The organism is Hydrogenophaga sp. PML113 (assembly GCF_001777155.1).
Taxonomy (GTDB): domain Bacteria; phylum Pseudomonadota; class Gammaproteobacteria; order Burkholderiales; family Burkholderiaceae_C; genus Hydrogenophaga; species Hydrogenophaga borbori.
The window spans coordinates 1-23,430 of record NZ_MIYM01000018.1; the positions used below are offsets into that span (position 1 = coordinate 1).

26 protein-coding genes are annotated in these 23,430 nt (G+C 63.9%); 4 read left to right on the forward strand and 22 right to left on the reverse strand.

The window, feature by feature from the left end:
* From BHU06_RS20870 to BHU06_RS20885, 4 genes are all read right to left on the reverse strand, one after another.
* Positions 1-1,183, reverse strand: a 1,183-nt coding sequence (locus BHU06_RS20870; RefSeq protein ID WP_083293363.1) for a hypothetical protein, incomplete at its 3' end; no start/stop codon positions are given.
* 335 nt (positions 1,184-1,518) lie between these two features.
* Positions 1,519-2,709 carry a site-specific DNA-methyltransferase gene (locus BHU06_RS20875; protein WP_070401159.1) on the reverse strand — a complete coding sequence of 397 codons (1,191 nt, stop codon included), beginning with the start codon at positions 2,707-2,709 and terminating at the stop codon, positions 1,519-1,521.
* 61 nt (positions 2,710-2,770) lie between these two features.
* Complete coding sequence (locus BHU06_RS20880; protein ID WP_070401160.1) at positions 2,771-3,301, reverse strand: hypothetical protein; 531 nt, start codon at positions 3,299-3,301, stop codon at positions 2,771-2,773.
* A 170-nt stretch (positions 3,302-3,471) separates the two neighbouring features.
* Positions 3,472-5,523: an ATP-binding protein gene (locus BHU06_RS20885; protein ID WP_070401161.1), complete on the reverse strand. Its 2,052-nt coding sequence runs from the start codon at positions 5,521-5,523 to the stop codon at positions 3,472-3,474.
* A gap of 368 nt (positions 5,524-5,891) precedes the next feature.
* Between BHU06_RS20885 and BHU06_RS20890 the strand changes: the two genes are divergently transcribed.
* The gene (locus BHU06_RS20890; RefSeq protein WP_175442899.1) at positions 5,892-7,535 is read left to right on the forward strand and encodes an ATP-binding protein; all 1,644 of its coding nucleotides are present in this window, start codon (positions 5,892-5,894) and stop codon (positions 7,533-7,535) included.
* A 17-nt stretch (positions 7,536-7,552) separates the two neighbouring features.
* Here the strand turns inward: BHU06_RS20890 and BHU06_RS20895 are convergent, their stop codons facing one another.
* The 6 genes from BHU06_RS20895 to BHU06_RS20920 all read right to left on the reverse strand — a co-directional run bounded on the left by BHU06_RS20895 (position 7,553) and on the right by BHU06_RS20920 (position 12,469).
* On the reverse strand, positions 7,553-8,218 hold the full coding sequence (locus tag BHU06_RS20895) for a hypothetical protein (protein WP_139147153.1): 666 nt from the start codon (positions 8,216-8,218) through the stop codon (positions 7,553-7,555).
* 95 nt (positions 8,219-8,313) lie between these two features.
* The gene (locus BHU06_RS20900; protein WP_175442900.1) at positions 8,314-8,754 is read right to left on the reverse strand and encodes a DNA-binding transcriptional regulator; all 441 of its coding nucleotides are present in this window, start codon (positions 8,752-8,754) and stop codon (positions 8,314-8,316) included.
* Positions 8,755-8,901: 147 nt separating this feature from the next.
* Positions 8,902-9,492 (reverse strand): hypothetical protein, encoded by a 591-nt coding sequence (locus BHU06_RS20905; protein WP_070401165.1) that lies wholly within the window; start codon positions 9,490-9,492, stop codon positions 8,902-8,904.
* A gap of 38 nt (positions 9,493-9,530) precedes the next feature.
* Positions 9,531-9,851 (reverse strand): hypothetical protein, encoded by a 321-nt coding sequence (locus BHU06_RS20910; RefSeq protein WP_070401166.1) that lies wholly within the window; start codon positions 9,849-9,851, stop codon positions 9,531-9,533.
* A gap of 488 nt (positions 9,852-10,339) precedes the next feature.
* Positions 10,340-11,269, reverse strand: a complete 930-nt coding sequence (locus BHU06_RS20915; RefSeq protein ID WP_070401167.1) for a hypothetical protein — start codon at positions 11,267-11,269, stop codon at positions 10,340-10,342.
* Between the two features lie 255 nt (positions 11,270-11,524).
* Positions 11,525-12,469 carry a hypothetical protein gene (locus BHU06_RS20920; protein WP_254668212.1) on the reverse strand — a complete coding sequence of 315 codons (945 nt, stop codon included), beginning with the start codon at positions 12,467-12,469 and terminating at the stop codon, positions 11,525-11,527.
* Positions 12,470-12,761: 292 nt separating this feature from the next.
* Here BHU06_RS20920 and BHU06_RS20925 point away from each other — a divergent pair, with 292 nt between their 5' ends.
* Entirely contained in the window at positions 12,762-13,349 is a 588-nt protein-coding gene (locus BHU06_RS20925; RefSeq protein ID WP_070401169.1) for a hypothetical protein, read from the forward strand.
* A gap of 52 nt (positions 13,350-13,401) precedes the next feature.
* On the opposite strand, the gene BHU06_RS20930 is transcribed toward BHU06_RS20925, so the two are convergent.
* Positions 13,402-13,869, reverse strand: coding sequence for a hypothetical protein (locus tag BHU06_RS20930; RefSeq protein ID WP_217494365.1), 468 nt, complete (start codon positions 13,867-13,869; stop codon positions 13,402-13,404).
* A gap of 83 nt (positions 13,870-13,952) precedes the next feature.
* On the opposite strand from BHU06_RS20930, the gene BHU06_RS20935 reads away from it, so the two are divergent.
* Positions 13,953-14,345 carry a helix-turn-helix transcriptional regulator gene (locus BHU06_RS20935; protein ID WP_139147155.1) on the forward strand — a complete coding sequence of 131 codons (393 nt, stop codon included), beginning with the start codon at positions 13,953-13,955 and terminating at the stop codon, positions 14,343-14,345.
* A 5-nt stretch (positions 14,346-14,350) separates the two neighbouring features.
* On the forward strand, positions 14,351-15,691 hold the full coding sequence (locus BHU06_RS20940; protein WP_070401171.1) for a type II toxin-antitoxin system HipA family toxin: 1,341 nt from the start codon (positions 14,351-14,353) through the stop codon (positions 15,689-15,691).
* 63 nt (positions 15,692-15,754) lie between these two features.
* On the opposite strand, the gene BHU06_RS20945 is transcribed toward BHU06_RS20940, so the two are convergent.
* The 11 genes from BHU06_RS20945 to BHU06_RS20990 form a co-directional block, all read right to left on the reverse strand.
* Positions 15,755-15,976, reverse strand: a complete 222-nt coding sequence (locus tag BHU06_RS20945) for a hypothetical protein (RefSeq protein WP_139147156.1) — start codon at positions 15,974-15,976, stop codon at positions 15,755-15,757.
* 147 nt (positions 15,977-16,123) lie between these two features.
* The gene (locus tag BHU06_RS20950; RefSeq protein WP_070401173.1) at positions 16,124-16,927 is read right to left on the reverse strand and encodes a hypothetical protein; all 804 of its coding nucleotides are present in this window, start codon (positions 16,925-16,927) and stop codon (positions 16,124-16,126) included.
* A 912-nt stretch (positions 16,928-17,839) separates the two neighbouring features.
* Positions 17,840-18,493 carry a hypothetical protein gene (locus BHU06_RS20955; protein WP_070401174.1) on the reverse strand — a complete coding sequence of 218 codons (654 nt, stop codon included), beginning with the start codon at positions 18,491-18,493 and terminating at the stop codon, positions 17,840-17,842.
* Positions 18,490-18,741 (reverse strand): hypothetical protein, encoded by a 252-nt coding sequence (locus BHU06_RS22685; RefSeq protein ID WP_139147158.1) that lies wholly within the window; start codon positions 18,739-18,741, stop codon positions 18,490-18,492. The genes BHU06_RS20955 and BHU06_RS22685 overlap by 4 nt, the downstream gene beginning before the upstream one ends.
* A gap of 84 nt (positions 18,742-18,825) precedes the next feature.
* Entirely contained in the window at positions 18,826-19,104 is a 279-nt protein-coding gene (locus BHU06_RS20960; protein WP_070401175.1) for a hypothetical protein, read from the reverse strand.
* 29 nt (positions 19,105-19,133) lie between these two features.
* Complete coding sequence (locus BHU06_RS20965) at positions 19,134-19,544, reverse strand: DUF4031 domain-containing protein (protein ID WP_083293365.1); 411 nt, start codon at positions 19,542-19,544, stop codon at positions 19,134-19,136.
* Complete coding sequence (locus tag BHU06_RS20970) at positions 19,541-20,065, reverse strand: ASCH domain-containing protein (protein ID WP_254668213.1); 525 nt, start codon at positions 20,063-20,065, stop codon at positions 19,541-19,543. Before BHU06_RS20970 ends, BHU06_RS20965 begins: the two co-directional genes overlap by 4 nt.
* Positions 20,062-20,616: a hypothetical protein gene (locus BHU06_RS20975; protein WP_139147159.1), complete on the reverse strand. Its 555-nt coding sequence runs from the start codon at positions 20,614-20,616 to the stop codon at positions 20,062-20,064. The genes BHU06_RS20970 and BHU06_RS20975 overlap by 4 nt, the downstream gene beginning before the upstream one ends.
* Before the next feature lie 31 nt (positions 20,617-20,647).
* Positions 20,648-20,995 (reverse strand): hypothetical protein, encoded by a 348-nt coding sequence (locus BHU06_RS20980; RefSeq protein WP_070401177.1) that lies wholly within the window; start codon positions 20,993-20,995, stop codon positions 20,648-20,650.
* A gap of 74 nt (positions 20,996-21,069) precedes the next feature.
* Entirely contained in the window at positions 21,070-22,053 is a 984-nt protein-coding gene (locus BHU06_RS20985; RefSeq protein ID WP_070401178.1) for a hypothetical protein, read from the reverse strand.
* 195 nt (positions 22,054-22,248) lie between these two features.
* Positions 22,249-23,427: a hypothetical protein gene (locus BHU06_RS20990; protein WP_070401179.1), complete on the reverse strand. Its 1,179-nt coding sequence runs from the start codon at positions 23,425-23,427 to the stop codon at positions 22,249-22,251.
* Between the last annotated feature and the right edge of the window lie 3 nt (positions 23,428-23,430).

Consider the following 23,430-nt stretch of genomic DNA (forward strand, 5'->3'; position numbering starts at 1 on the left):
AGGAGACCAACAGAAACTCAAAGCGTGACAAGCACTTACGCTCGCCCCTGGAGCAGACCCCGCGCCAATCCTCGCTCTGCGGGGAGGCACGAACCGTCACTTTCTGCACTGAAATCAAATGGACCCCGAGTACGCGCATGCCTGGCGACACGCCGGCGAGCAAGACAAGCTCTGCGACGAGTTCGTCTGGCGTGGGGAAGAACTCGTAGTCCTTGGCCGTGAGCAGTTCGCCGTTCGTGATCGCCGCACCGATCGCCTCCTGCGGGCACGCCTCGAAGACATGCACCTGGCGCGATGTGGACCATTTGCCCCCCAACTCCGTGAGCACGTCGTTGACGGCCTTGTAGAGCTTCGGTGACAAGCGCTCGATGATTCGAACCTCGCTGCCTGTGATCTGTACGGCTTGCAGCACTGCCAGGACCTCGGCTCGAATCTTGGTCGCGCGCGGCAGCAATATGGCCTTGGAGGGCGCGCCGGTACCGCGCACGCTGTTCTTGTCGCGCGCCTTGGGCTTGGCCTGCGCGATGGGCTGCGCCACCTGCCAGTTCATGCTCACCGCAGGCACCTCGGTTTCCCAGGTGCGGTTGGCGAACTTGAGCGACAGCGCAGAGCCTCGCGGATCTTCGTTGAGCGTGACTTTCTCCACGCCCGCTGTTTTCCATTGCGGGTGCGCGAGTAGCTCGCGCAGTTCCTCGACCCGGGCGACCTTGCTGGTACTGGTGCGCCCTTCAAAGCAGTCGATGCGCAGCGCGTTCCACTCGGAAGCGATCTGCAGCATGCGTGTGGTCACCTCTTGCGGATCTTGCGCTCCCGCGTCCTTGAAGCGCTGCAGCAGACACCATGCGGCGTCGATGCCAAGCACTCGGTCGTGGAACTGCTCCGCGCTCATGCGCAGTGGGTTCTTGGCGAAGCCCAGTGCCTGCAGGCTCAGGTTGAGGTCGTGATCGGGCTGCTCCAGCAAGGCCTCATGGGAGACGATCTGGATGTCGTCTCCCACGGTGCGCGCGCTGAGCAAGGCGCGGTCCTGGGCGTCGCGAAGTTCGCGCGCGCCGTCCTCCGGCTCAGCGACTGTGAGCCCGCTTTCGTCCTCCAGCACGGGCGCTTCCCACGCGAAAAGCGTGCGCAGCGCCAGGATGGGGGAGATCCGCTCCAGGCGTGCCAGGAGCGTCATGTGGTTCTTCATTGGGGGTTCCTGGTAGATGGAGCCCCCGCGCCCTCAGGGGCGTTGGAGCCCCGTATGGGTTGGGTGAATGCGCCGCGCGAGAACACGCCGGCGCGATCGTCAAGGTGACGAGCACTGGTGAGTTTCCTCGGGCCCAATAGGCCTGGCAAGCGAGTTGGCTCACCATCTCAGGGCATGCGCAGCCCCTCAGTGCGGTCGCAGTTCGTGATCGTTCCGTTATGATTTGCGCCGAAGCTGAAAAGCTTCCCCGCTTCACCTCCCTGAGCGGGCGCCTTGATGTGTGACAGCAAAAAGGCTTCCCAACCCGGCTTTCGTCCGGGTTTTTTTTGACGGCTTCAGGATGGCGCGCTTTCCATCCGGTGCTTGCCCAGCAGCACATACTCAAGGTGCTTGTCGCCACAGATCCAGCGCCGGCCGCTGTCCTCTGCGGCTCGTGCGGTGGTGAACGATCCCGCAAACGGGTCGACAACAAGCTCGCCCGGTGGGCAGAAGAACTCCACTAGCAGCCGGGCCAGCTTCAGCGGCATGACCGCACCATGCCGAGGCAGGCCCAGCGCGTCCGTTCTCGAACGCAGCGCGCGCTGCGATGGGCAGTTGTGCGAGATGTTGAGCACGTTGCGCTGGATGCTGCCGGCCGTGGCGTTGCCATAGCTTCCTGGCCTGAGTCGGTAGGCGCCATCGGCGTTGATCGCGTGGCGCTTCTCTCCCCCGCGCTCGATGAGACGGCGCTGAGCTTCGCTGTGGGGCTGCAGCACACGGCGGTTGTCGGCCTTGCACTGGTGCGGGTCGTTCGTGAAGTACAGCACCTGCTCGTAGGCCACGCCCAGCTGCATGCGCTGCTTGCTCGCCCATTGGATGGGCCCCGGGGGCTTGCTGGGGTTGTGCCAGATGAGAGTGTCCATAAGCGCCAGTCCGCAGCGGCGCTTGATGGCCAGGACCAGTTCTTCGCGGTAGGTCGAGCGCTCTGGGGAGCCCTCCACGAAGATGTCGTTCGTCACGTTGAGCGCAACCACCCCGCCAGGGGCGATCGTGCGCATGATGGGCTCAAGCGTCGCCGTGATGAAGTCGACGTACTCGCTCAGGCCGGGATTGCCGTAGGCGCGCGGCTGGCGCAGCGGGTATGGCGGCGAGGTCAGGAACAGGCTGACGGGCTGGTCGATGCGGCTGATGACGTCGGCCGCGTTGCCCCAGATCCCGATACCCAGTTCGGTGTGAAAGCCCAGGATCACCACTTTGGGCTGCGCTGGGGTGAGCTCGGCCTTGGCTTTCGCGGTGGCACGCCAGACGCCGCGCTGCTCGGGAATGCGCTCGATAAGGCCCATGGCTCGCATCGTCTGCTGGATCCAACGCACCCGGCGCTTGGCCAGGCTGTGCTGTTCGCCGCTGGCGCCGATCGGCACGCGCTGTTGGAAAGCGCCTGGGCGGACAGCGCCGCGGGCGCAGAGGCTGCCATAAAGCGCCTCGTTGGGGAGGTTTCCGGCGTGAAGGTACTCATCGAGTACCGCGGCAAAGAGGTCGAGCTGCATGCGGACAAACTTACCGGACAACCCGCTGTTTTCAAGCGGCCTTTGCACTCACGCACGGCGACTACACGTCGATTTCCTGTGCCCGTTCCAAGGCCTTCTTCATCGGCGATCTCATCAGCAGCCGGACAAACTCCACGAAGTCGTCAGGTAGCTCTGACGGTGGCGTTCTCACGTCCTCGTCGTTGTTCCAGTTCTCCGGGTGCAACAGGTTGTAGTGGAAGATGCCAGCCACCTCGTCTGGCATACGCAGGATGTAGCGCCGGCTGAAGCGGTGATACATCGCGCGCCCTTCGCTCGGCTCGACACCCGGCATGGATGCGAAGTACTGCTCGAACTCCGCCGAGAGCGCCAGCATGAGCTTGTAGGCCGGCGAAGACGCGCGTGGGCTGTCGCCCGTAACTCGAAACACCCCCGCCTCCGTCATGCCGACGCGAAGGGCGTTGCGCTCAGCAATGAACCTGGCAAGCTCCACGCCCAGCTTTTCGATCCACTGTGCCTCCTCCGGCGTGATGTCCATGGTGAGCGCCTCGCGCGCGAGCTGGCCAGCCACCTTGGCCGGGTCCTTGGATTGGAAGATTGAGAGGAGGCCCATGATTGACTCCTATGCGTCTTGAGTTGCGGCTGCGCGGACGGATCATGCCCGACGCGCAGGCCGCGAGGTGGGCCTTGCCCCGGGGTGCGGTGCGCGCGCTGCTCGCGAACCTGGAAGCACCAAAGAAAAACCCCCCAGCGCGGCGCGCCAGGGGGTAGTGGGTTGGACGATCAGTTGTCGCCTTGATTTTCAGTCTGCTCGGGCATGACGATCGCGCCCGACTTGCGGAAGGCCCCATCGAAGGGGCCGCCATGCATCTCGCCCGGTCGCGCCGCGTGCCAGATGGCGTTGCCCAACTGCTCCAGGGTGAGCTCCACGCCGGTGCTACGCTTCAGATGCGTGCAGATCTCCTGCAGCAACTCCTCGTCCAGCGCCCTCACCTCCAGTCGCGGTGAGCCGTAGCGTTTGTCATCGCCTTGGCCGATGCTGATCTGCGTCACTCGCGTGAGCGCGATCTGCTCCAGGTTGTGCGGGCCGATGTACGGGTGATCATCGGTGATGAGGCGTGTCACGGTGGCACTGAGGTGACTGTCGCGCAGCACCGAGACCTTGATGTCCCAGTCCTGCTTGGCGTCGTCCTCGTACTCCTCGACATGTCGGCCGCTGTCGTCGGTGAAGGTTGCCAGGCAGTTGACCGGATGGTCGTGCGCCTGGTTCTCGTCGCCGAGGAGCCAGCAGTCGTAGTTGATGTCGAAGCTGGCGGGTTCCTTTTGGGACTCCAGCGTTTCATCGTCTGGCACAAGCAGCCAGTTGTTCTCGATGCGGTGCACCTCGCGAAAGGTGGGGTCGACCTGCGAAGTCACGATGACATCGGCCCACGCCGCTTGTCGAACCCGCGCGTTGTTGGATTCCCAGCAGTAGCCCACGAACTTGGTGCCAGGCTGTTCGACTCGCACCTCCCAGATCAGGTCGTTGAACGACGGAGTGATGCGGTTGGCCCAGTGATCATTGCTGAGGCTGTGATGAACCGTCACAATGTCCTTGGCCTGCATGACCTTGAGCGCCACAGCTGCCCATGGTTCATCGCTTACGCAGCTGGGTGCGTCACGCCAGATCTTCACCCGCCCGGACTTCACGTCCTCGTAGCTGATGAGGCTTTGTTCCGGGTTGTGTAGCTGGGTCCACGGGATGACGAGCACGTCGGTGTAGTCGGTGTTGATCGCGACGTTGTCGACGTAGTTCGTCTTGTCCCTTGGTATGAACGGGACATCGTTAAAGAGGTGGGCCACGTTGAAGTCGTGCGCAGCACGCCAGGCGGCGAGCACGAACTGTTGCGGCGACAGCCTTTCCTTCAGGCGCGCGATGCGATCTCGCACGATCTGCTCGATTGCCGCCTCGATACGAGCAACCTGCTTTTGTTCATCGAACAGATGCGAACGGTCAGGCATTCGCGCCACGAACTGCGCCGAATCCAGATGCACGATGTACGCGCTTTGCAGCGTGCCATACATATGGGCCTGCGAGGTCCCGATGGGCAACCCCTGAAGGTACATCTGCACGTTGCTCGATCGCGGAGGCACGAGGTCGATGACGGTGTCATCCTGATGGTTCAGGGCGGGCACGTGGACATGGCCGACCTCGCTGAGCGTGGCCTGCTCCTCGAGCGCGTGCAGTGCGTGGTCCTGCTTCAAGGCATCGTCGTTGAGCGTCACCGGCAGCGCGAAAGCGCGTACCAGACGTTCGAGACGGTTGCGGAACTCATGCTGCAGGCGTTCCGGGTCCTTTGCGCTGCCGAGCACATCGTTGTTGACACCGAGGAGCTCGATGCGGGTGCTCCAGCCGGCCATGGCTTCGCGCTGCTGGGCGGTCTGTTCCCGCACCATCAGGGTTCGCTGCTCGATCACATCTTCTTGGCGGATCTGCAGGAACTTGCCCTTGGAGTACACGTTGACCGTCTCGGCCGCGAAGGCGCAGGAGAAGAATCCCATTCCGAACGGGCGCTCGCTCAGTTGCACCTCGCTGCTCTGCCAGCCACTGGTGGCCAGGTCCAACAGGGTATCGAAGTCCTGAATGCCGATGCCGTCATCGCTGACGGTGATGGTTCGCGCGCTGGCATCGCAGGTGATCCCGATGCGCGTTGCCTGTGCGCGCCGGCCGTTCTGCACCAGCTCGCCCATGACGGAGAAGCTGGATGCAAAGAGGTGGCGCATCGATTTGAAGAACTCGCGATGGTTCACGCTGGCGCGAACGGTTTGCGATTCTGGGGTGGTGGTCGTTTCCATTGAGATCCTTGGATGGTGGAAGGACCGGAAACACCTCTGCCCGCTCGGGGCTGTGTTCCCGGTCGGGTGGGGTGCCCAGGATGGGCTGATGGATGCCGGCAGCCAGATAGCTGCGTGTTGGCGTGATGCCAAAACGCGTCGATCCTATCGAGGCGGCCCGGGTTTGTCGCGCCACGTTGACCACCTCGACCCCTGCTGCGCCCAGCCATGCCCCTGCCCCATGTCGGCTACGAGACAGAATCGGTGCGCGCTGCTGATAATCTGGGCTAGCGCTGCCCGCCTGGCGCCTTGTTCCATGGCCCTCGCCTGCCTTGCCCCGTGACGTTTCGCACATGTCGTCTGATTCGGCCCACTTGAGTACTGATCCCGTGTCTTTGCTTTCTGCTGCAGATGCGCCTTCTGCCGAGATGCAAAGCCTTTTCTTCGACTCCGCTCCCTACGCTGCCTTGCTGCTGGACGCCCAGGGCGAGGTGGTGGCGATCAACCGCGCGCTGCGGGAACTCTGCGGCCAATCAGGTGGCGGCCTGGGTGAGGGTTCGGACCCCTTGGTAGTGCTGGGTGTACGTGATGAGGCCAGCGCAGAAGCCTTGCGCATGCGCATCGAGCGGGCGCTGTTGGGCGAGGCCTCGCCGGTGCTGGAGCTGGTGCTGCTGGGCAACCCGCGCGTGCCGGTGCATGTGCGAGCCACGGTGGGCGCGTTGCAAACGCCAGCAGGGGCGCTGGCTGGCGCCTGCTTGAGCCTTGAGCCGGTGGCCGCGGACGTTTCTGCGGTTCCTGGTGTTTCCGACTCCAGCGGTGCGCAGGCCGATGAAGCCCTCATCAAGGCCGAGCGGCGCTTTCACCTGATGGCCGATGCGCTGCAGGACTCTTGCATCTTCTTTGTCGACACTCAAGGCAAGATCAGCGATTGGAGCGAGAGCGCGCATCGCTTGCATGGTTTCACGGCTGGGCAGATCGTGGGCATGCCCCTGAGCGTGCTGCAGGTGGCCTTGCCCGGCGAGGTAGACGAACTCTCCAGCAATGACGCCGTGCGCCTGGCCCGCGAACGTGGCCAGTGGGAAGTGCATGGCTGGCGCCGGCGCGCCTCGGGCGAGGCGTTCTGGGGGCACACCCTGTTGACGGCCTTGCGTGGCGAAGACGGCACGGTCGAAGGCCTGTCGTGCATCAGCCGCGACATGACCGTTGCCCGCGATCTGGACCGGGTCATGAACGACCTCAACGCCGAGCTTGAGCGGCGCGTGTCCGAGCGTGTGCGCCAGTACCTGGTGCCCAACCACGACCTGGACGTGTTCACCCACCACATCACGCATGATCTGCGCGCGCCGCTGCGGCACATCAACACCTTTGCGGGCCTGATTCTCGAGAACGCTGCCGGCTTGGAAGCTCACGCGGAACTTGCGCGCTACCGAGAAGGTCTGCGCGCGGCCACACGCCGCCTGGACAACATGGTCGAGTCGTTGCTGAGCTACGCCCGACTTGGGCGCATCGACCTGCACCCGGTCCCGCTCGCAATGACCACGCTTGTGCACAGCGCCATCGAGCGCGCGCGCCGCGATCACCCCGGCGTTGATGTGAGTTTCATCGTGCAAGAAGATCTGCCAGCGGTGTTGGGCGACCCGATGATGCTCGGCCAGCTGGTGAACAGCGTGATCGACAATGCTGTGAAGTTCAGCGCCCGCGCGCGTCCGGCAGAGGTGCAGATCGGCTGGAGTCCTGATGGCGATGGCCGTGGGCAGTTCTTCGTGGTCGACAACGGCGTGGGCTTCGACGTGAGCAAGGCGAACAACCTCTTCCTGATGTTCGCCCGCCAGCACCATTCGATCGACTTCCCCGGGGACGGCACGGGGCTGGCCATCGCGCAGCGCATCGTTCAGCGGCACAACGGCCGGATCTGGGCCGACAGCTCGCCCAAGACGGGCTGTGCGCTTTACTTCACCCTGCCATTGGATGGTAGTCAGGCTGGCTCATCGCCCGGCGATCAAGACGACCGACCTGTTGCGCCGGCGGGCTAGTTGAGCGCGGTGCGGTCTCAGGCCGTGGCGTGCTCTGGCTGCTGTTCGGGTCGGTGCTCGGTTTGTGAGTTGGTCTCGGTGTGCGCGCGTTGGCGCAACTGCGCCAGCATGTAGCACAGCTCCAGGTCGAGCTCGTCGCCAAAGACGGCGGCGCCGAGTTCGAAGTCCCAGGCCGGGTCAAAGCCGTGAGCGAGCTCCTCGCGAGCCTTGGCCGCGATCTCGTAGGCCCATTTGTAGGTCTTCACGCTGGCCGGCATCTGGTCTTCTTGCGAGCGCTCGCACTGGCGCAGCATACCGACCATTGCCCTGCCGTCGATCTCGGCGATGACGGCGGCCGCGCAAGCGCTGACCGCCTCGCGCTGCTTCTCGAAGACCCGCATGCGCTGTTGACGCTCGTACTTGAGCGTGATCAGGTCTAGATCCTGTTCGCGTAGCAACCGGTCGATTTCAACCCAGGTTTGCGCATCGCTCGCCCCTTCGCGCCAGCGCTGCAGCAGGGACTGCGCTTTGGCGCCGGCCAGTACCGCCAGCAATTCTTCGCTGTTGAGCTGATAGGTGTCGCGTCGAAGGCTCAGCTCGTGCTCGGTGAGCAGATGATCCTGGGGAGGGCGATTGGTCAGGCGGATGACTCCGTAGACCGGCACGATGGCCACCGGGACGAGGGCTTGGGTTTCTGCATTCATACTGGCCCCCAGTTTGGGACCAGTTCGCACACAGTCTTCCGGCGCAACGAGCCCGATCAGCCTCGAAGGCGGACTTGGCGCGGCGCTTCGTGCGCTCAGCCCTTGGCGATGGCAAGCGCCTGGCGCTTGCCCAGCTTGAGGGCCTCCTGGATGCTCTGTCGCTGGGCCTGGCGCGGCTGCACACTGCCGGTCTCCCACTTGTAGATCGACAGCGAGGAGACGCCCACCAGCTTGGCCATCTGTGCCTGGGTGAGGCCCAGCCGGCGTCGATGGGCGACGAAGGCTTGGTGGTCAAACTTTCCCGCTGCAGCGCGCTTCGCGCGCGTCGGACTTTGTGTGGGCTGTTTGGGGGCGGTGCTGTTGGCGTCGTTGGCGCGGTTGACCAACCGAACGATCTGGCGCAAGAGCGTGTCCTGCGCCTTGACGAGCTTCTTTAGGGCGGCGATGTCGCTGCGGTGCGAGGCGCTCGCCTTGCGCAGCGCGGAGATCTCGCCCTTGGTCTCTTTGCGCGCGACTCGCGCGATTTCGCGCTTCATGGATTCTGCGAACGACGTCATTGCCTCATGCCTTCGTTTCGGTGAACACCTCCCCATTCTAGGTGGGGCCAGCTGCTGTGGCGATCCATAGAAAAAGCCCCGGGCTGTGAGGCCGCGGGGCTGGTGCAAGGTGCTTTGCTATCGGTATCAGACCGGCGTGAGTTCGCCGGCTGTGATCGCGTTGTTAGCGCGCTGGAGGTTCGCGGCCATTGCGTTGGCGTGGTCGCTGGAGGTCGGCACCAGGAAGGCGCCGAGCACGGTTTCACCTGGGTAGGCGTTCTCGCACTGCTCGATGGCGTGCACGATTCCCTCTGCTTGGCAGGAGAACATCAGGGCGCCCTCACCATAGGTGACGATCCAGTGCTCCAAAGCGGACTCGGGATGCGTTTGGTGCTGCACCTGCGCTTGCGCGCTCAGCAGTCCGAGGCGAGCTTCATCGAGCATTTCCTGCGTGATCTCACGCAGATCCTGCACGGCGAAGTAGTACTTCACCGCTTCGACGGCCTGGACCTCGTATGGGCCGTAGTGAGCCCAGGCGATGGCATCCACGAACTCGTCGCTGCTCGCGTCTTTGTCCTTGAGTCCGTGAATCTCGGCCAGGGAGAGTTGCAGGAGGTGCGCGGTCGCATCCTTGAGCTCGGGCTTGCCGATGGGGATCGCCATGTCGTTGATCCAGGCCTGCGGCACGAAGGTGACAAGCAGTCGGCGCTGGATTCGGGTGTCTTGGTTGATGGTCATGGTTGGAATGGGTTTCGTGCTCTTGGTGTCAGGAGCGTTCAGGTGAGGTCGACGGCGACGTCTTCTTGCTGGCCACAGGCCTCGGGAACGCACTCAGCCAGAAAGTCCCCGTTCAGGGTGAAGGCAATGGCGCCGTCAGCGGTGACGGCCTCGGTGCCGTGGTGGCGCAAGTAGATACGCACTCGCTCGGTATCGTCCTTGGAGATCGGCAGCACGCGCCCGCCGAGCTTCATGAACTTGCGCCAGATGTCGGGGTGCTTGCTCGGTGCGCTGCATGCCAGGCGAACCGGCAGCAGGCTGTAGGCTTTGCGCGAGACGAGGTTGATGACCGTCAAGGGCTCGGTGGTCGTCAGATGCATCTTGGTTTCCTTGAAAACGCCTCTTTCGAGGCAGTGAGGTTGAACCGCAGATGCACCTGTCCCCTGCCGGGGGAGGTCCACCTGCAGGGGCTGGGGGTAACCGGTAGGGTCACTGGCGAGGAGGCCTGAGCGTCTCGCCGACATGGCACAAGTGCCGTGGTGACGATGATTCTGAGTGGTCGGCGGCAGGCGCGCCAGCGATCTGGACCACCAGCACTGCAGCGATTGCGCGGGCTCGACCCCCCAGAAAGTGCGCCACCGCAGAGCGCGCATCAAGGCCGTTCAGCGAGGACATCGTGGTGTCAGGGAGGAAGGCCGTGCTGAGGTTCTACTGCGAACGGCGTCACGACCGGGCCGCCGCAGTAGCCGCAGCCCTCGTCTCCGTTTGAGGCTCAGGAAAAAAAAGAAGCCCCCGACCAGGTTGGTCAGGGGCTCCGTGCAGTGGCCCGGGTCCCGGGCAGTTGGGGTTGATCTGCGATGCCTGCGGCTCAGGCGATAGCCCACAACCCACGCGCCTCATTGCGAAAGAGGTCCGTGTGCAGCTGCAGGGTCTGTCGCACCTTGTCGCGCCAGTGCGGGTTCGTGGCGAGCCGTTCGGGCGCTGCCGCGGCGATGGCCGCATACAGCCTGTCCAGGGTGGCTCGCCCGCCCAGCCCTTGCAGGACACAGCGGACAATGTTCTTCCAGGTGCCGCTCACGCGGGCGGCCTGTTCCTTGACCATGGTGGAGAGCAGCACAACGGCCGAGACGCTGCGCTTTTCCCAGATCAGCAAGTACTCATGCAGGATTCGCGGCAGCTTCATCGTGCCGTAGCTCTTGGCGTCGGACACGCAGTTGTGCTGGGTCTTGATGATGACGGCGGCCAGTTCGTTGGCTGGCATGCGCGCGATCATCTCGGCCTGATAGGAGGTGTAGACGCCGTTGCGTCGCCAGTCGCCGATGAGCGTGCCGTAGTAGCCACCGGGGCGCGTGGCGCGGCGCTGGTTGAGCAACACCATCTGCATCTTCTCGTGGAACTCGGCATCGTCAGCGCAGTGGCTGAGATCGCCGGGGTCTGGCTCGTTTCCCCACATGCCGCCGGGGCCGGTGTACTTGATCATGCCGCCGTAGGGCGCATGTGAAATGCACAAGTCCGCGTGTTTGCCCACGTGGCAGAGGATGTCCATCGAGACGGCATTGAAGCCTTGGTGCAGGTCCAGGCCATATGCCTCGATGCCCATCTCACGCGCAACCTCGACGCTGGTGCCGCTGCCGACCATGGGATCGACAAACACCTGCGGGCGCAGCTGCTCGAAAAGGAATCGGTAGACGTGGCCAGAGGCGTTGCCGCGCCACTTGCTGTCGCCCCACGGGCCTCGCTCGGGAAAGCTGATCACGCTGCCGGCCAAGCCGGATTTCGTGGTCTTGGGTTGGTTCATTGTGTGGAACTCCATGTGAATGGGCCACACCCCGCGCGGGATCTGGCCCCGCTTGGGTTGAATGAGTTGGTGTCTGTCAGCGCGACGCCGTCTCCGGCGGTTGCTGCAAATGGCATGGTGCCAGTTCGTCGTCGATGGTAGGCAGCGCGCCGCCTTGCTGCAAGTGATGTGGCTCAGCTACCCATTTGCCGGGCCCACAAAAAAAGGGCGACCGTTGTGGGTCGCCCTTTCCTTGCGTTGGCGTTGTTTTGAGCCTCATGCCGCAAGCTGCATGCCGGGCTGGTTTGCAACCCTGCTCTCGATGCGCTGCATGGCAGCGCTCATCCAGCGGTCCATCTCACTGCAGCGGTGCAGCATGGAGTTGGAGACGCCGGCGTGGTGAGCCTTCAGGCGCGCGCCAAAGTCGTAGGCCATCGAGTCCGCCGACGCGACCCATCTCTGGTCACCCAGTTCGCTCAACGCCTCACCCTTGACCCCGAAGAGGTGTAAGCGGCTGCCGGTCGGAAGCTGACCTTTTAGGCGATCGAGGATCGCATACAGGCCGTGTGTGGGGTGCTTCAGGGGCCTGCGACACACTGAGCCGACGCCGATGAGGGCGGGCGGTGCCAACCAGGGTTGCCAGCGCGACCAGACTTGATGCATCAGTTCCAGACTGCGCACGTAGTGCTGCACGCTCCAGCCCTGGATGACTGGGACTGGCGGCGGCAGCATGTTGGCAACCACGCGCTCGCTGGAGGTCTTGGCAAGCTCGTTCTGCCACTCGTAGAGGATGCGCAGCACGCCCTCAAGGAAGGTGGCCGTGGCACGGATGCGAAAGTCGATCTCCTCCTCGCTTTTGGCGATCTCGGGCTCGACGCAGCAATCAGGTTGGCTCCACCAGGAGGCTCCCGACTTGGTGGCGAACTCGATGTATTGCGCGTACGTCCAGGGGAAGATGCCACCCAGGCCTGGCTGTCGGCCGTGGTTTTTCCACATCTTCATGGCGACGAAGCCGGCGCTGTCCATGGCGAAGTCGGTCTCGCTGAGGTCGGTGGCTTCGGGAAACCGGAATGCCTGCTGCTGTTTCGACCAGAAGGCGTTGGCAGAGACCATCACCGGGTATTCCTGATTGAAGGCGTGCGCGGCCAGCGTGCCGCTCCTGTGCGGGATGCCCACGCGCATGACCAGCTGGTCCTGCAGATGTGCGTTGACCTGCAACATGGGCAGGTTCTTGGCTGGTGGATTCACTTTGTGGATCTCCATGTGAATGGAGGGACCACACCCCGCACGGGATCTGGCCCGCTCGGGTTGAAGGAATTGTTGTCGGTCAGCGCTGCGCCTTCGGTGAGGAGCGGCTGCACTTGGCTTGGTGCCAGTTTTGTGCAGATCCTATGAGTAGGGCTTTTGTGGCTCAAGTGACCTGGCCCACCACTGCTTTCCGTGGGTGCGCCGAGCGTGTTCTTGCGCGCGGCCTGGTCGGGCACGCTGAACGCCAGGGCGCTACGATCGCGCGATGCTGCATTCGTTGTTTCGCCTCGTTCGCCTTGTTCTGGGGGGCGCCGCCCCTGCCAAGGCCACTTCATCCGCGTCGGGCTCGGCTCCTTCGCCGGTGCCAGATGCCGCCCTTGAGGCCTTGCTGCGGGAAGAGTTTGATCGCTGCCGGTACTTCAAACCCGAGGCGCGCGAGCGCGTGATCCGTTCGTGGATCAAGGGCGAGTCGCTGATCCGCTCGGGGGCGAAGCTCAGTCCCGAGCAGAAAAAGGCGCTGGGCCTGAACCCTCGGATGCTCATCACTCAGGGCATGGTGGATGTACTGTCCAGCGAGGGCTTGAAGCTGAGCGACCCCAAGACTGCTTTCAGCGAACCAGCAATTGGCGCGAGGCTTCGTCTGAGCCGCATAGAGACCGTGCAGAAGTCGCTGAAGTACGGCGCACGCGAGTTCAAGTGGCGCGCTGCGAATGATGGGGACGACTGCGCCTGGTGCAAAAAGAACACGGGCAAGACTTTTGGGCGAGACATCCTCGAGCAGGTGGCTCGCCAGTGCACGTGTGAGCCCCACTGTCGGGGCTTCATCGAACCCCTGTTCGATGACCTGCGGTAACGGCTGAGCCGAATGTGCGGCGACTTTGGGCGGTAGTGCGCCTGGGGGCGTGCTACAGCCCTGGCGCGGGCGAGGCCTGCCCGATGCGCTGCCAGGCCTCGCGAAACTCGTCGCGCTCGTACTTGGGCGGATCGAGCCAGTAGGTCGATTTGCCATCCTTGACGTTGCACTTGGCCAGCGCCTTGACCTCAGCCGGCTCCAGGATGAAGGCAGTAGGCGCGGTGGCCACCCGGTTGAGGATCACCCAGTACTGGCCCATCACCTTGTCCAGCGAGGTGCCCAACGGCACGGCTGCTCGGGCGCTGAGCGCCTTCACCTGGATGCTGATCATGCGGCTGGCGACTTGGTCGTAGGCGATCACGTCCACGCCGCGGGCGTTGCGCGCTGTCGGCATGACGTTCCAGCCCATCAGCGAGAGGCGATAGCAGCAGTAGTACAGGCCCACGTTGCCCGTGATTTGTGGGTCCAGGCGCGGTGTTGTCGAGGGGTATTCGCCCATCGGCTCGGTCTGATGTTCCATAAATATCCGATATTGGCTAGTTGTAGCCTCGTTCCGTCGATTGTTGTCTGTTTTTGGATAGTTTTGGTGATGGTGATCGTGTGATGCTTGTTGCTGTTTATAATTCGATTTCGAATAATTATTCGCGTGATGCGCGGTTAAATTGTCGTTATCGGATTGTTATGCAGTCAACTCATACTACCGAGGAACTCCTGCTCGAACTGGGGGAGCAACTGCGTTCGCAGCGGCTGCGCATGAACCTCACGCTGGAGGACGTGGCCAAGGACGCCGGCGTTTCAATCAATGTGGTGCGTCGCCTGGAACTTGGCGAGGGCGCGACGTTGGGCTCATTCGTTTCGGTGCTCAGGGTCCTGGGCCGAGCTGATTGGCTGGCCACTCTCAAGCCGCCCGTGACCATCAACCCGCTGGACATGCTGCGTCAAGGCGCTCAGCGCCAACGAGCGAGCAAGTCCCACGGCGTCAACCGCAAGAGCTGAAACCCATGGCCTCTACCAAACCGAAATCCAAACCCACGCGCAAGAGCGCCTATAGCCCCGTGCGGGCGGTCGAGGTTCGCGCCTGGGGAAAGCTGGTTGGCGCGGTTGCGCTGGAGCCCACGAAGAACTACTACGCATTCAAGTACGACCCCTCCTGGGTCAAGCGAGGCATAGAGTTGGCGCCGCTGCAAATGCCGCTTACTCAAGCCAGCGAGTCCTTCCTGTTCACGGATCTCCCCGAGGCGACATACAAGCGCTTGCCGGCGATGCTGGCCGATGCGCTGCCCGATGACTTCGGCAATGCCCTCATCGATGCCTGGATGGCCGAGCGAGGCTTGAGCAAGGGCATGGTGAGCGCGCTCGATCGCCTGGCCTACATGGGAAAGCGCGGAATGGGCGCCCTCACCTTCGGGCCCCTGCGTGGCCCGCCCGCGAGCAAGTCCACGGCGATCGAGATGGGCAAGCTGGTCGAGTCGGCCCGAAAGGCGGTGCAGGGTGACTTCGATGGTGACGACCACGCCATCACCGCCCTCAAGCAGATCATCCAGGTAGGCACCTCTGCGGGTGGCGCGCGCGCGAAGGCGACCATCGCCTGGAACCCGACCACAGAGGAGGTTCGCACCGGCCAGTTCGATATCCCAGACGGCTTTGAGGCGTGGCTGCTCAAGTTCGACGGGATGGGCGTGGACAACGAGCTTGGTCCGTCCAAGAGCTACGGCCGCATCGAGTTCGCCTACTACCTGATGGCTCAGGCCGCAGACATCGACATGTCGCCTTGCCGTCTGCTGCGTGAAAACGGCCGCGCTCACTTCATGACCAAGCGATTCGACCGAGAGGGCAATGAGCGGCTGCACATGCAGACCCTGTGCGCCATGGCACACCTGGACTACAAGCAGGTCGGCACACACAGCTACAACCAGCTGCTGCAAACCGCCCAGGCGCTCAAGCTAAATCGCAAGGCCATGGCGCAACTGCTGCGCCGAATGATTTTCAACGTGCTGGCAGTCAACAACGACGATCACACCAAGAACTTCTCTTTCCTGCTGCGAGAGGGGGGGCAGTGGGAGCTTGCCCCGGCGTACGACATCACGCATGCCTACCGCGTCGACAGCGTCTGGGTGAGCCAGCACCAGATGTCCATCAACGGCAAGTTCGACCGCATCACTCTCGCCGATGTGCGGGTAGTTGCAGATCGTTTCGGTCTGCTCGCTGACCTGGACGCTGCGGTGGAGGCAGTTCGCGGCGCTGTCAGCCGATGGGTCGAGTTCGCCGATGATGCGCAGGTGGACCCCCAGGAGCGCGATGAGATCGCGCGGCAGATGAGCGAACACGACCGGGTGTTTTGAGCCTCACATCACCGCGCGCCGTCCGCACTGTAATAGGTGGGTGCCTATACCGCGGCTCATGGTTCAGTCGTCTACGCCATCATCGAGCACGTATGCGTCGTGGCCTGGGCCAAGTTGGCGTTGGGCAATCTGCTCGGCCAACTCCCGCGAGGTGAAGCACGCAGCACTGAACAGGCAATCGGTCCAAGCCTTCTCGTCGTCGGCCAGAAACGTGCGTGCGGTGGGTCGGTAGACGTAGAAACTCATCCTGATCTCTATGGGTTGATTTGGGAGGTCGGTGTTCACTTAAGGTACATGGGCACGGGCCTGCGTCAAGGCGGAGGCTCCAGTGGAGCTACTCAGAAAGAAAAAGCCCCCCTGCTGATCTCTCAGCGGGGGGGCTTTTCAATGGGGTAGCTAGGTCTTAGGGGTTGGCCTGCAGTCCCTCCAAGGTCAATTCACCGGTGCCATCTCCTCACGCGCCTCGCGCGCCGTGCGGAACTCTTGATGCACGCGAAAGCCCTGCATGAAGGCGATCCACTGGGCGGCCTGCTCATCGGTGTCGAAGTAGGCCTGCACGGCGGGCTCAGCCTGGTCGGTGCGCAGCACGGCCACGCGCGCGGGCTTGACGCTGCCGCTGGCCTCGCCGAGGTGAAACTGCGGCAGCACGTAGTTGTTGGCGCGATAGACCTCCTGGGCACGGCGCACGTCGACAATGCGCACTATGCCGGCGGTGTTGATCGCATCGCCGAACGAGCCGGTCGTGATGTTGCGTTCATCGTCCAGCAACGGCTCGATGAGCAGAGGCACGCGCATCGGGCCCATGCTGCGGGAGACAAAGCCCACGGTGCTGAACTGCTCGCAATAGTCGCGGCCGGTTTCGGTGCAGCCATAGAACAGCCGCAGCATCGTGCCTTGCTCGCGGAAGTCCTCGTAGCTCGCGCGTGCCGCTTCCAGGATCTTGGCGACCTTGGCCGGCGTGCCGGGGCGGTACCAGGTCTTCTTGGACGCGGGGTGCTTGGCATAGTCCGCGATGAGCGAGCGGTGCAGCGCGTAGCACTCGCGGGTGCCGATCAACGCGGCGTCGGGCTCGGGCAGATGCATGAGGCTGGCGAGGTGCCGGGCCTCCGCAAAGCAGTTGTCGAAGCCGAAGCAGCTGAAGCCGCCGCCGGCGTTGGCGATGACGTACAGGCGCTGCTCGAGGTTGAGGCCCAAGCCGTCGACGATCTGCACGGGGTAGTTGGGGGTGGTTTTCACGATTGGCTCCACAAGGGGAACGGGAAAACCATCCTCCCGGCCGGGAAGTGGTTTCCCGGGGGGGGGGTTGGGGTCAATGTCGGCAGGCGCCGACGCGATTGACTCAGGGGTCAGTGCCTGGCCATTGTTCTGCGCTGGCGCCGCGTGCGCAAGCGATGTGGCTCACGGCGCGCCACGGCATCGCGCGGCTTGATGTTTCTGCGAGCGCCCGTAGACTCGATGCAAGCGCGTTCATGCCGCATCGCCCATACAACCCACCAACATCAGGCCAATGGCAACAAACACACTCGTCATCACCGAGAAGCACCGACACGCGCTACGTCAAGTCGTCGAGGCTTTCGGCGAGAAGCGCTTTCGCCGCTCTGATCTGTCGGAGCGGATCTATCCGATGACCTCTCCCAGAAGCCGGGAGAGGGCTGACGCGATAAGCGACCGTGTTCTACGGGAGGCGGCGGCCGCAGGCAAGATTCGTCGCGAGGGCCATCAGCATTGGGCGAAGGTCGGACATGACAGGACGCTCATTGATGGGTCGACAGTCGCGGAACTCGCGGTACCCCAGGAATTGAAGCTGGACACGAAATGCCCTGCAAAGTGGCTCGCCGTTGACTTGGAGACGGGGGACGTTTGGCGTGGAACGAGCACCGGCTGGAAACGGCTGGAAGAACAAAGGCGCCAGACACTGCTAGGCCTGCTCGGCTCCAAGCCGTAGCACGCAAGGCGCGCCGCCATCATCGACCCCATGCAAGAGGCCCGCCGACCCAATGGGACTGGCGGGCCTCTGACGGTTCCCCAAAGCTGATTCGTCACTCAGCGCCTGGCCATTGTCTTCGCTGGCGTCGCTCAGGCTAGCGCATCGGTTTCACGCGCGCGCTGTGCCAATAGCCGCGTTGCGCCCAGTTGAAGCGCCCTGGCTCAGGCCCGTGCTGTACCTTCCTTGGACTTGAGCTCTTGCAAGAATTCGTCCGCCGCGGCGGCTGCGCTGGCGCCCTGCTCCTTCGTGACGAAGGAGGTGTAGAGGACGGAAAGTACAGCGGAGCCAAGCAACGACAGGAGCCCGCCGAGGATCCATTCGAGCGCGACGACGCTTGACCGCGCACTAGAGGTGTAGAGCAGGGTCATGAACATCCCGATGGCGAACATCGCCCAGAACCCGAACCAGGACTTGGGTCGCTTTGCATCGACGCCGTAGTAGAGGTATTCAGCTGCGTCCGCGCTCTCGCGAATCTCGCCGGTCGTTCGGTTCCACCCAGCGATGCAACGCGACTTCCCGTCCTTGTCGCGGGCGTGCAGCAGGACAAGGCCATGCCCCTCTCGCGAAGCGACCAATGCCGAGGCGAACGGCATCTTCTGTTCCTTGCCATCGGGGAGGGTGAGCCAGATGTCTTGCACGTTGTGCGCCACGTTGTAAACCTGGCCCGGCACGACCGTCTTGCCGACCACGGTCGCGCTTTCATGGTGCGTGGTCCATTTGGTATGTGAGCCTGCCGAGATCACCGTGCCTTCGAGCACGCTGAGCTCGATGGTGGATCCGTTCTTCGTCGTGATGGTGTGTGTCTTCGCGCTCATTGTGTGAGGGATTCGTTCGAATGGAGGATGACGGCCGCGCGGATGGCCTCGCAGCGTTTGCATGCAAGTGCGGCCTGCTCGGTTCGCTGCCAGTTGGTGAAGACCCCCAGTGGGCGGGCGCCGCACAGTGCGACGCCATCCTTGCCGTTGGTGTGGGCAGGAATCAGGTGCGCCTGAAGGGCGTGCTCACCCGTCTGGTTACGCACCATGACCGCCGGCGTCGATCCGCGCGCTTGCTCCAGGCTCACGCGACGAAGGTCTGCGGCCGTGTGGCCAACGCTCAAGGGGGGAAGGTGCATCGGGCAAGCGGGCGCGATCGGCGCCAAACGTGATCAGAGGTCGGTGTCGTCGATCTCGCAGTGCAGCGTGCCGGGCTTGACCTTGGCCAGCGCCTTGGCCTCGGGGCGCTCGCTGGGGATGGTGATCTTCATGGTGCTGCCGACGAAGGTCATGACGGTCTTGTTGCCCACCGTCTTGACCGCCTTGACGATGCCGCCGACTTCGCCTTTCGTGCACTTGGGAGGCTTGGGCGAGGTGGCCATGGCGGCGCTGGCGCACAGGCAGGCAGCGGCTGCAAGGAGAAGAGCTTTGGTGTTGGTGGTGAGGTTCATGTGATTGCGATCGGTTGACGTGGTGGATTTCAAGCTACAGGGACAAGTGCGTTCGTCAAGGGCGCGCTGGCGCATGGCGCGGGTGGGTCGGCCGGGCCTGTCTGCAGCGCGTTCGCTCTGCGTTGTTTCTCGCGGTGCTCGATCAGCCAGGCCAGGGCGGTCTCGGGTGGACCCAGCTCGCCGCAGACGCGCCGGCGCGCGTTCATGGCGCTGGCCTGGCGCCAGGTGATCTCGATTGCACCGGACTGCACCGCCAAGGCTCGCTTGCTCAGGGCGATGTCGTAGTGACTGCCGCTGGTCTTCTCAGGGCTTTGCCACCAGCGGCGCGCAACGCCAATGCGGTCCGCCATGGCGTGCAACTCGGCGTCGGTGTCGGCCAGCATGTGGCACATGACCAGGCGGCCGAACTTGGCGCGCATGTCGTCGACGTAGACGCTCATTTCGGCACGACAGAAGCGTTGGGAACCTTGAAGAAGCCCAGGCGACCCTTCAGGGGGCGAAACGGCAGCGGCTGGGCATCTTGCAGCTTGAAGCCGTGATGGCCCTGCATGTGCCAGCGGGACTGGCGCTCGCTGTGCGGCACGCACTGCACCAGCGTGGCGTGTCCGACGATGCCGCCGCGCTGCAACTCCTGCAGGGGCGGCAGCTCGATCCGGGGCATATCGGCCTCAGTCAAGTCCACGCGCCGGGCCTCGCGCAGGACCTGTGCAGCCGCGTTGTACTGGGCGCGCGTCAGGCTTTGTGCAGCATGGATGAGAAATCGACCCCGGAAGCGGGTTGGCCAGCTGCGGTTTTCGATGTCCTTGAGCACGCCGGCGTGCACCGCGGCGGCGCGCTCTGTCCCGATGAGATCGGGTCGCACGATGAGCCACGCCCAGGGCTGCCGGATGGATAGCGCAATGTGCGTTTCAGGGGCGAGGATCTCAGTGGCCTCTGGAAGGGGTTTCGCCTCCCCACTCATGCAGCGATTTCAGCGGTGTGAGAGTTGAGCACTCCCATGGAGCAGGCCCGCCAGAGAACGGTGTCCACGGTGGCCACGCGAAGGCCGACCTCGCGCGCGAGCCCCTCGCACAGTGCCTGGGCACTCACGCCCTGCAGGTCGGCCAGACGCTGCAGGTGCACATCGGGCTTGGCGACATCGGCGCCGAGGTTCTTGGCCAGGTGGTACTTGGTGATGTGGCCGATCCAGGGCAGCGAGGCGCAGAACTCCAGCTTGTCCGCGGCCGCGAGATAACCGCTGAGCAGCGCCTCCTGGTTCGCCCAGATGTGTTCGATCGCGGCTGCCTTGCCAACGTGGCCGAAGACCTCGATCACAGGGGTGGCGCTGCGCAGTGCGTGCATGCAGCGCTCGAAAATCCCCTGTGCGACCGTGGCGCGCATACCGCTGTTGCAGATCACGAAAATGGCCTCGCGGGCGAACTGCTCGGCGCTGGGCGGCGCGCCCAGGCCTTCGGCCCAGGCAATGTCATCCTCGGCTTGCTGACCCAACCGCGCGCGGATCTGCGCGAACATGGTGCGCGTGAGCAACTGCGGCCGGGTCGTGTCAGAAGCCATCGAACTCCCCCAATGCGTCGAACTCGGCGCGCGTAATGGTCTTGAAGGTGAGCGTGTAGACCTCGTCATCGCCCTCCTCGCCGATGCCCAGGGCAAGCAAGCTCTTGGCCTCGGCGTAGAGAGTGGTGACGCCAAGCCGGATGCAGGCGACCCGGATGCGCTCATCGGGGTTCATTCCCTGTTCCTGCGCGGCGGGGGTGGCCTCTGTGGGCTGGGTCGCTCGGGCGAATGCAGCCCGGATGGAGGCCTCTGTCCAGGCCGGCGCACTGGTTTTGCCGTCCTCATCGACAAACTCAAGTACGCCGTCTGGCGCGGGCAGATGGAGGTGAACGCTCATGGGCTTTCCTGAGTGGCGAGGGATACCGCTTATGAAACGGGTCTGTCCTGAAGCTACAAGGCAAACCCGTGCCGTCAAGCCTGGACGTGAACGATTCGATCGGCGCCGGGGCGCTCGCCTTCGATGGGCGACATGGGCGACATGGGCGCCGGGCCTGCATTGGCTGGCGTCTCCTGGTCACTGGGGAGGGCGCCAAAGCCACTTTCGAGACCCTGGCGCTCGCTCTCTCGCAACGCCACTCGTACGAGCAGGCTGTCGAAGGTCGATTCGATCTCGTCGGTGCTGCGCGCGCTGGGCAAGGCCTCGACGTCTTGGTCGCAGGCGATGATGGTGTTCAGAGCCTGCAGATTCAGGCAGGGAACGAAGGGGTGTTCCGAGCCGATTTCGCCTGTGGTTATTGCCTTGGCGCGCTGGGCGAGGGCGCGCACGCGCAGCGATTCGTGAAGGTCGCTCAGGTCCTCATCGCTGAGAAGGCGAGCGCCCTGTCCGCTCGGGGCGCTGACAGCATGGACGTGGGAGCGCCGCAGGGCGTCGAGCATCTCGGCATGAAGCCCGCCATGCAGTTGGCAGCCGCTCCAGGTGGAGTGCTCGTAGCGGTGAATGCTCACGTTGGCACTGGGGCGCTCGGTATCGATGTCGCCTGTCCCTTCGCGGGCGCTGGTGCTCATCACGTACATGGGTTCGTTGGGTGTGCCCGGCGCGAAGGCCAGATGCACGACGCTGGCGTGGTCAATGGCTGCCCGCGTGGAGATGATCTGCGCCTTCTCGGCTTGCTCAAGTTGATCATCGATGCTCGGGCGCGGTGCCCACGCAAGGAGTTGGCGATGCAGCGGGTGCGGCGCCGCCAAGATGGCCATCGGGTCGATGGCGCGCGCACAGCGCAGAGCGGTCCTCGCCTGGCCAGCCAGCAGGGGATGAGCCACGGGGTAGACCACGCGCAGGAGAATGGCGCTGCCGCTCGGATGAGCCTTGGCCGCGCCGGCTCGCGCTCTCTCGCTGGACATGAGCGCGAGCAGAAGGTAGCGATGAAGCTCAAAGCACTCGCGGGTGCTGGGCATGGAGCCGCGTTTGGCGGTTGGGGAGATCGACGAGAGGCTCAAAACTTGCGGTGTGGCGTGGAGCGCCGTTTCTGGTTTGTTGACGTGAAGCGCGTGCGCTGCTTGGTTTGATGCGTGTGAGTCTGCGGTGGACAGCTGTTTTGTGCCAGTGACCTGGCCCACCTCTGCGCGCTGCGGCGTCGACGGGGCGTGCCCCTAGTGCGCAGCAGCGCTCAATCGGTCCGACTGGCTCAGTTGCGGGAATGAGCTGTGACACCAGCGCGGGGAATCCACGCGCCCCTGGTCGAGTTGGCGCAACACCCAGCGGCGCAGGCCCGGGTCGGTAGCCGACTCATTGGCCGCGGGCTGCATGACGCTGTCGCGCTCGGCGCTCAGGACCTGTGCGAAAGTGCTCATCTGCGCTTCCTGCAGCGCCTCCATAGCGCGAAACACTTGCGCATCGGTCTGTGTGCGCGCCAGCGTGTGGGCGCTGTACTCGGCCAGGAGCATCGGCAGCCGGGGGCTTTGCCGACCCTGCTCTTGCCGCTGGGCTTGCTCCAGTTGTTGTTGCTCGATCTGAATGGCGCGCATGGCTTGTGCGCGAAGGCCCCGATTGATGATGGGTGGCAGACCCATGGTGTGCAATACCGCGCACTGCAATGCGACCTCGGCTGCGCTGAGCGATCCCAGCATGAAGCGCTGTTGGCCGTCGCCCTCGATCACGCTGCACAGGCTGTGGCCCTGGTCATCCATGGACAGCACCACGGTGAGGGCCTGCCGGCCACTGGTCTGCGAAAGCGAGAACGCGAGGTGGGTGTCGCGATAGCCCTTCTTCCTGATCGTGGGCAACTGGCGCTGCAGCATGAGTTCGCATCCCAGGGCCCAGGCAAGAGGTGTGCGCTCAACGCTTGGGTTGTTGCCGGCGTGGCTCAGGAGAGCGCGCAGATCGAACTCGCGCACGCTGTAGTCGCCATGCCAGTAGGGTGAGATGAGCACGCCCAACAGGAGCGGGGCGCTGGCCTGGACGGTGGGATTGGGCGCATCGCGCGGGACCTGTTGGCCATCATGCGCTTCCGTGAGTGCGCGCGTGTGTGTCCGCAGGTGAAGCCGCACCAGGGCGCATGCCAGATCGCCGTAGAGCCGGTGGGCCTCATGCAAGGCGTGGTGTTCTGGGGGTGACTGGTCGCCGTGCTGGGCGCGCGGCTCTCGCAGGCACGCGCGCATGAGGGAGGTGAACATGACGCTGCGCCGAACGCCGCTGGACTTGTGCACGTTGCTCTGTAGCTGCGCGTGCTCACTGCTCGTGTACTCGCTGAGCATGGGCGCCAGCGAGGCCAGACTGCTTGGCGTTTGCACGTCTGGTTCGTGCAGATCGTCGTAGTGGTCGTTGGTCATGGT

Excerpts from the sequence above, each read along its gene's own strand:
- BHU06_RS20875 (WP_070401159.1), bottom strand. The coding sequence starts at position 2,709 with ATGCAGCTCGACCTCTTTGCCGCGGTACTCGATGAGTACCTTCACGCC.
- BHU06_RS20880 (WP_070401160.1), bottom strand. The coding sequence starts at position 3,301 with ATGGGCCTCCTCTCAATCTTCCAATCCAAGGACCCGGCCAAGGTGGCT.
- BHU06_RS20885 (WP_070401161.1), bottom strand. The coding sequence starts at position 5,523 with ATGGAAACGACCACCACCCCAGAATCGCAAACCGTTCGCGCCAGCGTG.
- BHU06_RS20895 (WP_139147153.1), bottom strand. The coding sequence starts at position 8,218 with ATGAATGCAGAAACCCAAGCCCTCGTCCCGGTGGCCATCGTGCCGGTC.
- BHU06_RS20900 (WP_175442900.1), bottom strand. The coding sequence starts at position 8,754 with ATGAAGCGCGAAATCGCGCGAGTCGCGCGCAAAGAGACCAAGGGCGAG.
- BHU06_RS20905 (WP_070401165.1), bottom strand. The coding sequence starts at position 9,492 with ATGACCATCAACCAAGACACCCGAATCCAGCGCCGACTGCTTGTCACC.
- BHU06_RS20910 (WP_070401166.1), bottom strand. The coding sequence starts at position 9,851 with ATGCATCTGACGACCACCGAGCCCTTGACGGTCATCAACCTCGTCTCG.
- BHU06_RS20915 (WP_070401167.1), bottom strand. The coding sequence starts at position 11,269 with ATGAACCAACCCAAGACCACGAAATCCGGCTTGGCCGGCAGCGTGATC.
- BHU06_RS20920 (WP_254668212.1), bottom strand. The coding sequence starts at position 12,469 with ATGTTGCAGGTCAACGCACATCTGCAGGACCAGCTGGTCATGCGCGTG.
- BHU06_RS20925 (WP_070401169.1), top strand. The coding sequence starts at position 12,762 with ATGCTGCATTCGTTGTTTCGCCTCGTTCGCCTTGTTCTGGGGGGCGCC.
- BHU06_RS20930 (WP_217494365.1), bottom strand. The coding sequence starts at position 13,869 with ATGGAACATCAGACCGAGCCGATGGGCGAATACCCCTCGACAACACCG.
- BHU06_RS20935 (WP_139147155.1), top strand. The coding sequence starts at position 13,953 with ATGCTTGTTGCTGTTTATAATTCGATTTCGAATAATTATTCGCGTGAT.
- BHU06_RS20940 (WP_070401171.1), top strand. The coding sequence starts at position 14,351 with ATGGCCTCTACCAAACCGAAATCCAAACCCACGCGCAAGAGCGCCTAT.
- BHU06_RS20955 (WP_070401174.1), bottom strand. The coding sequence starts at position 18,493 with ATGAGCGCGAAGACACACACCATCACGACGAAGAACGGATCCACCATC.
- BHU06_RS20960 (WP_070401175.1), bottom strand. The coding sequence starts at position 19,104 with ATGAACCTCACCACCAACACCAAAGCTCTTCTCCTTGCAGCCGCTGCC.
- BHU06_RS20965 (WP_083293365.1), bottom strand. The coding sequence starts at position 19,544 with ATGAGCGTCTACGTCGACGACATGCGCGCCAAGTTCGGCCGCCTGGTC.
- BHU06_RS20970 (WP_254668213.1), bottom strand. The coding sequence starts at position 20,065 with ATGAGTGGGGAGGCGAAACCCCTTCCAGAGGCCACTGAGATCCTCGCC.
- BHU06_RS20975 (WP_139147159.1), bottom strand. The coding sequence starts at position 20,616 with ATGTTCGCGCAGATCCGCGCGCGGTTGGGTCAGCAAGCCGAGGATGAC.
- BHU06_RS20980 (WP_070401177.1), bottom strand. The coding sequence starts at position 20,995 with ATGAGCGTTCACCTCCATCTGCCCGCGCCAGACGGCGTACTTGAGTTT.
- BHU06_RS20985 (WP_070401178.1), bottom strand. The coding sequence starts at position 22,053 with ATGCCCAGCACCCGCGAGTGCTTTGAGCTTCATCGCTACCTTCTGCTC.
- BHU06_RS20990 (WP_070401179.1), bottom strand. The coding sequence starts at position 23,427 with ATGACCAACGACCACTACGACGATCTGCACGAACCAGACGTGCAAACG.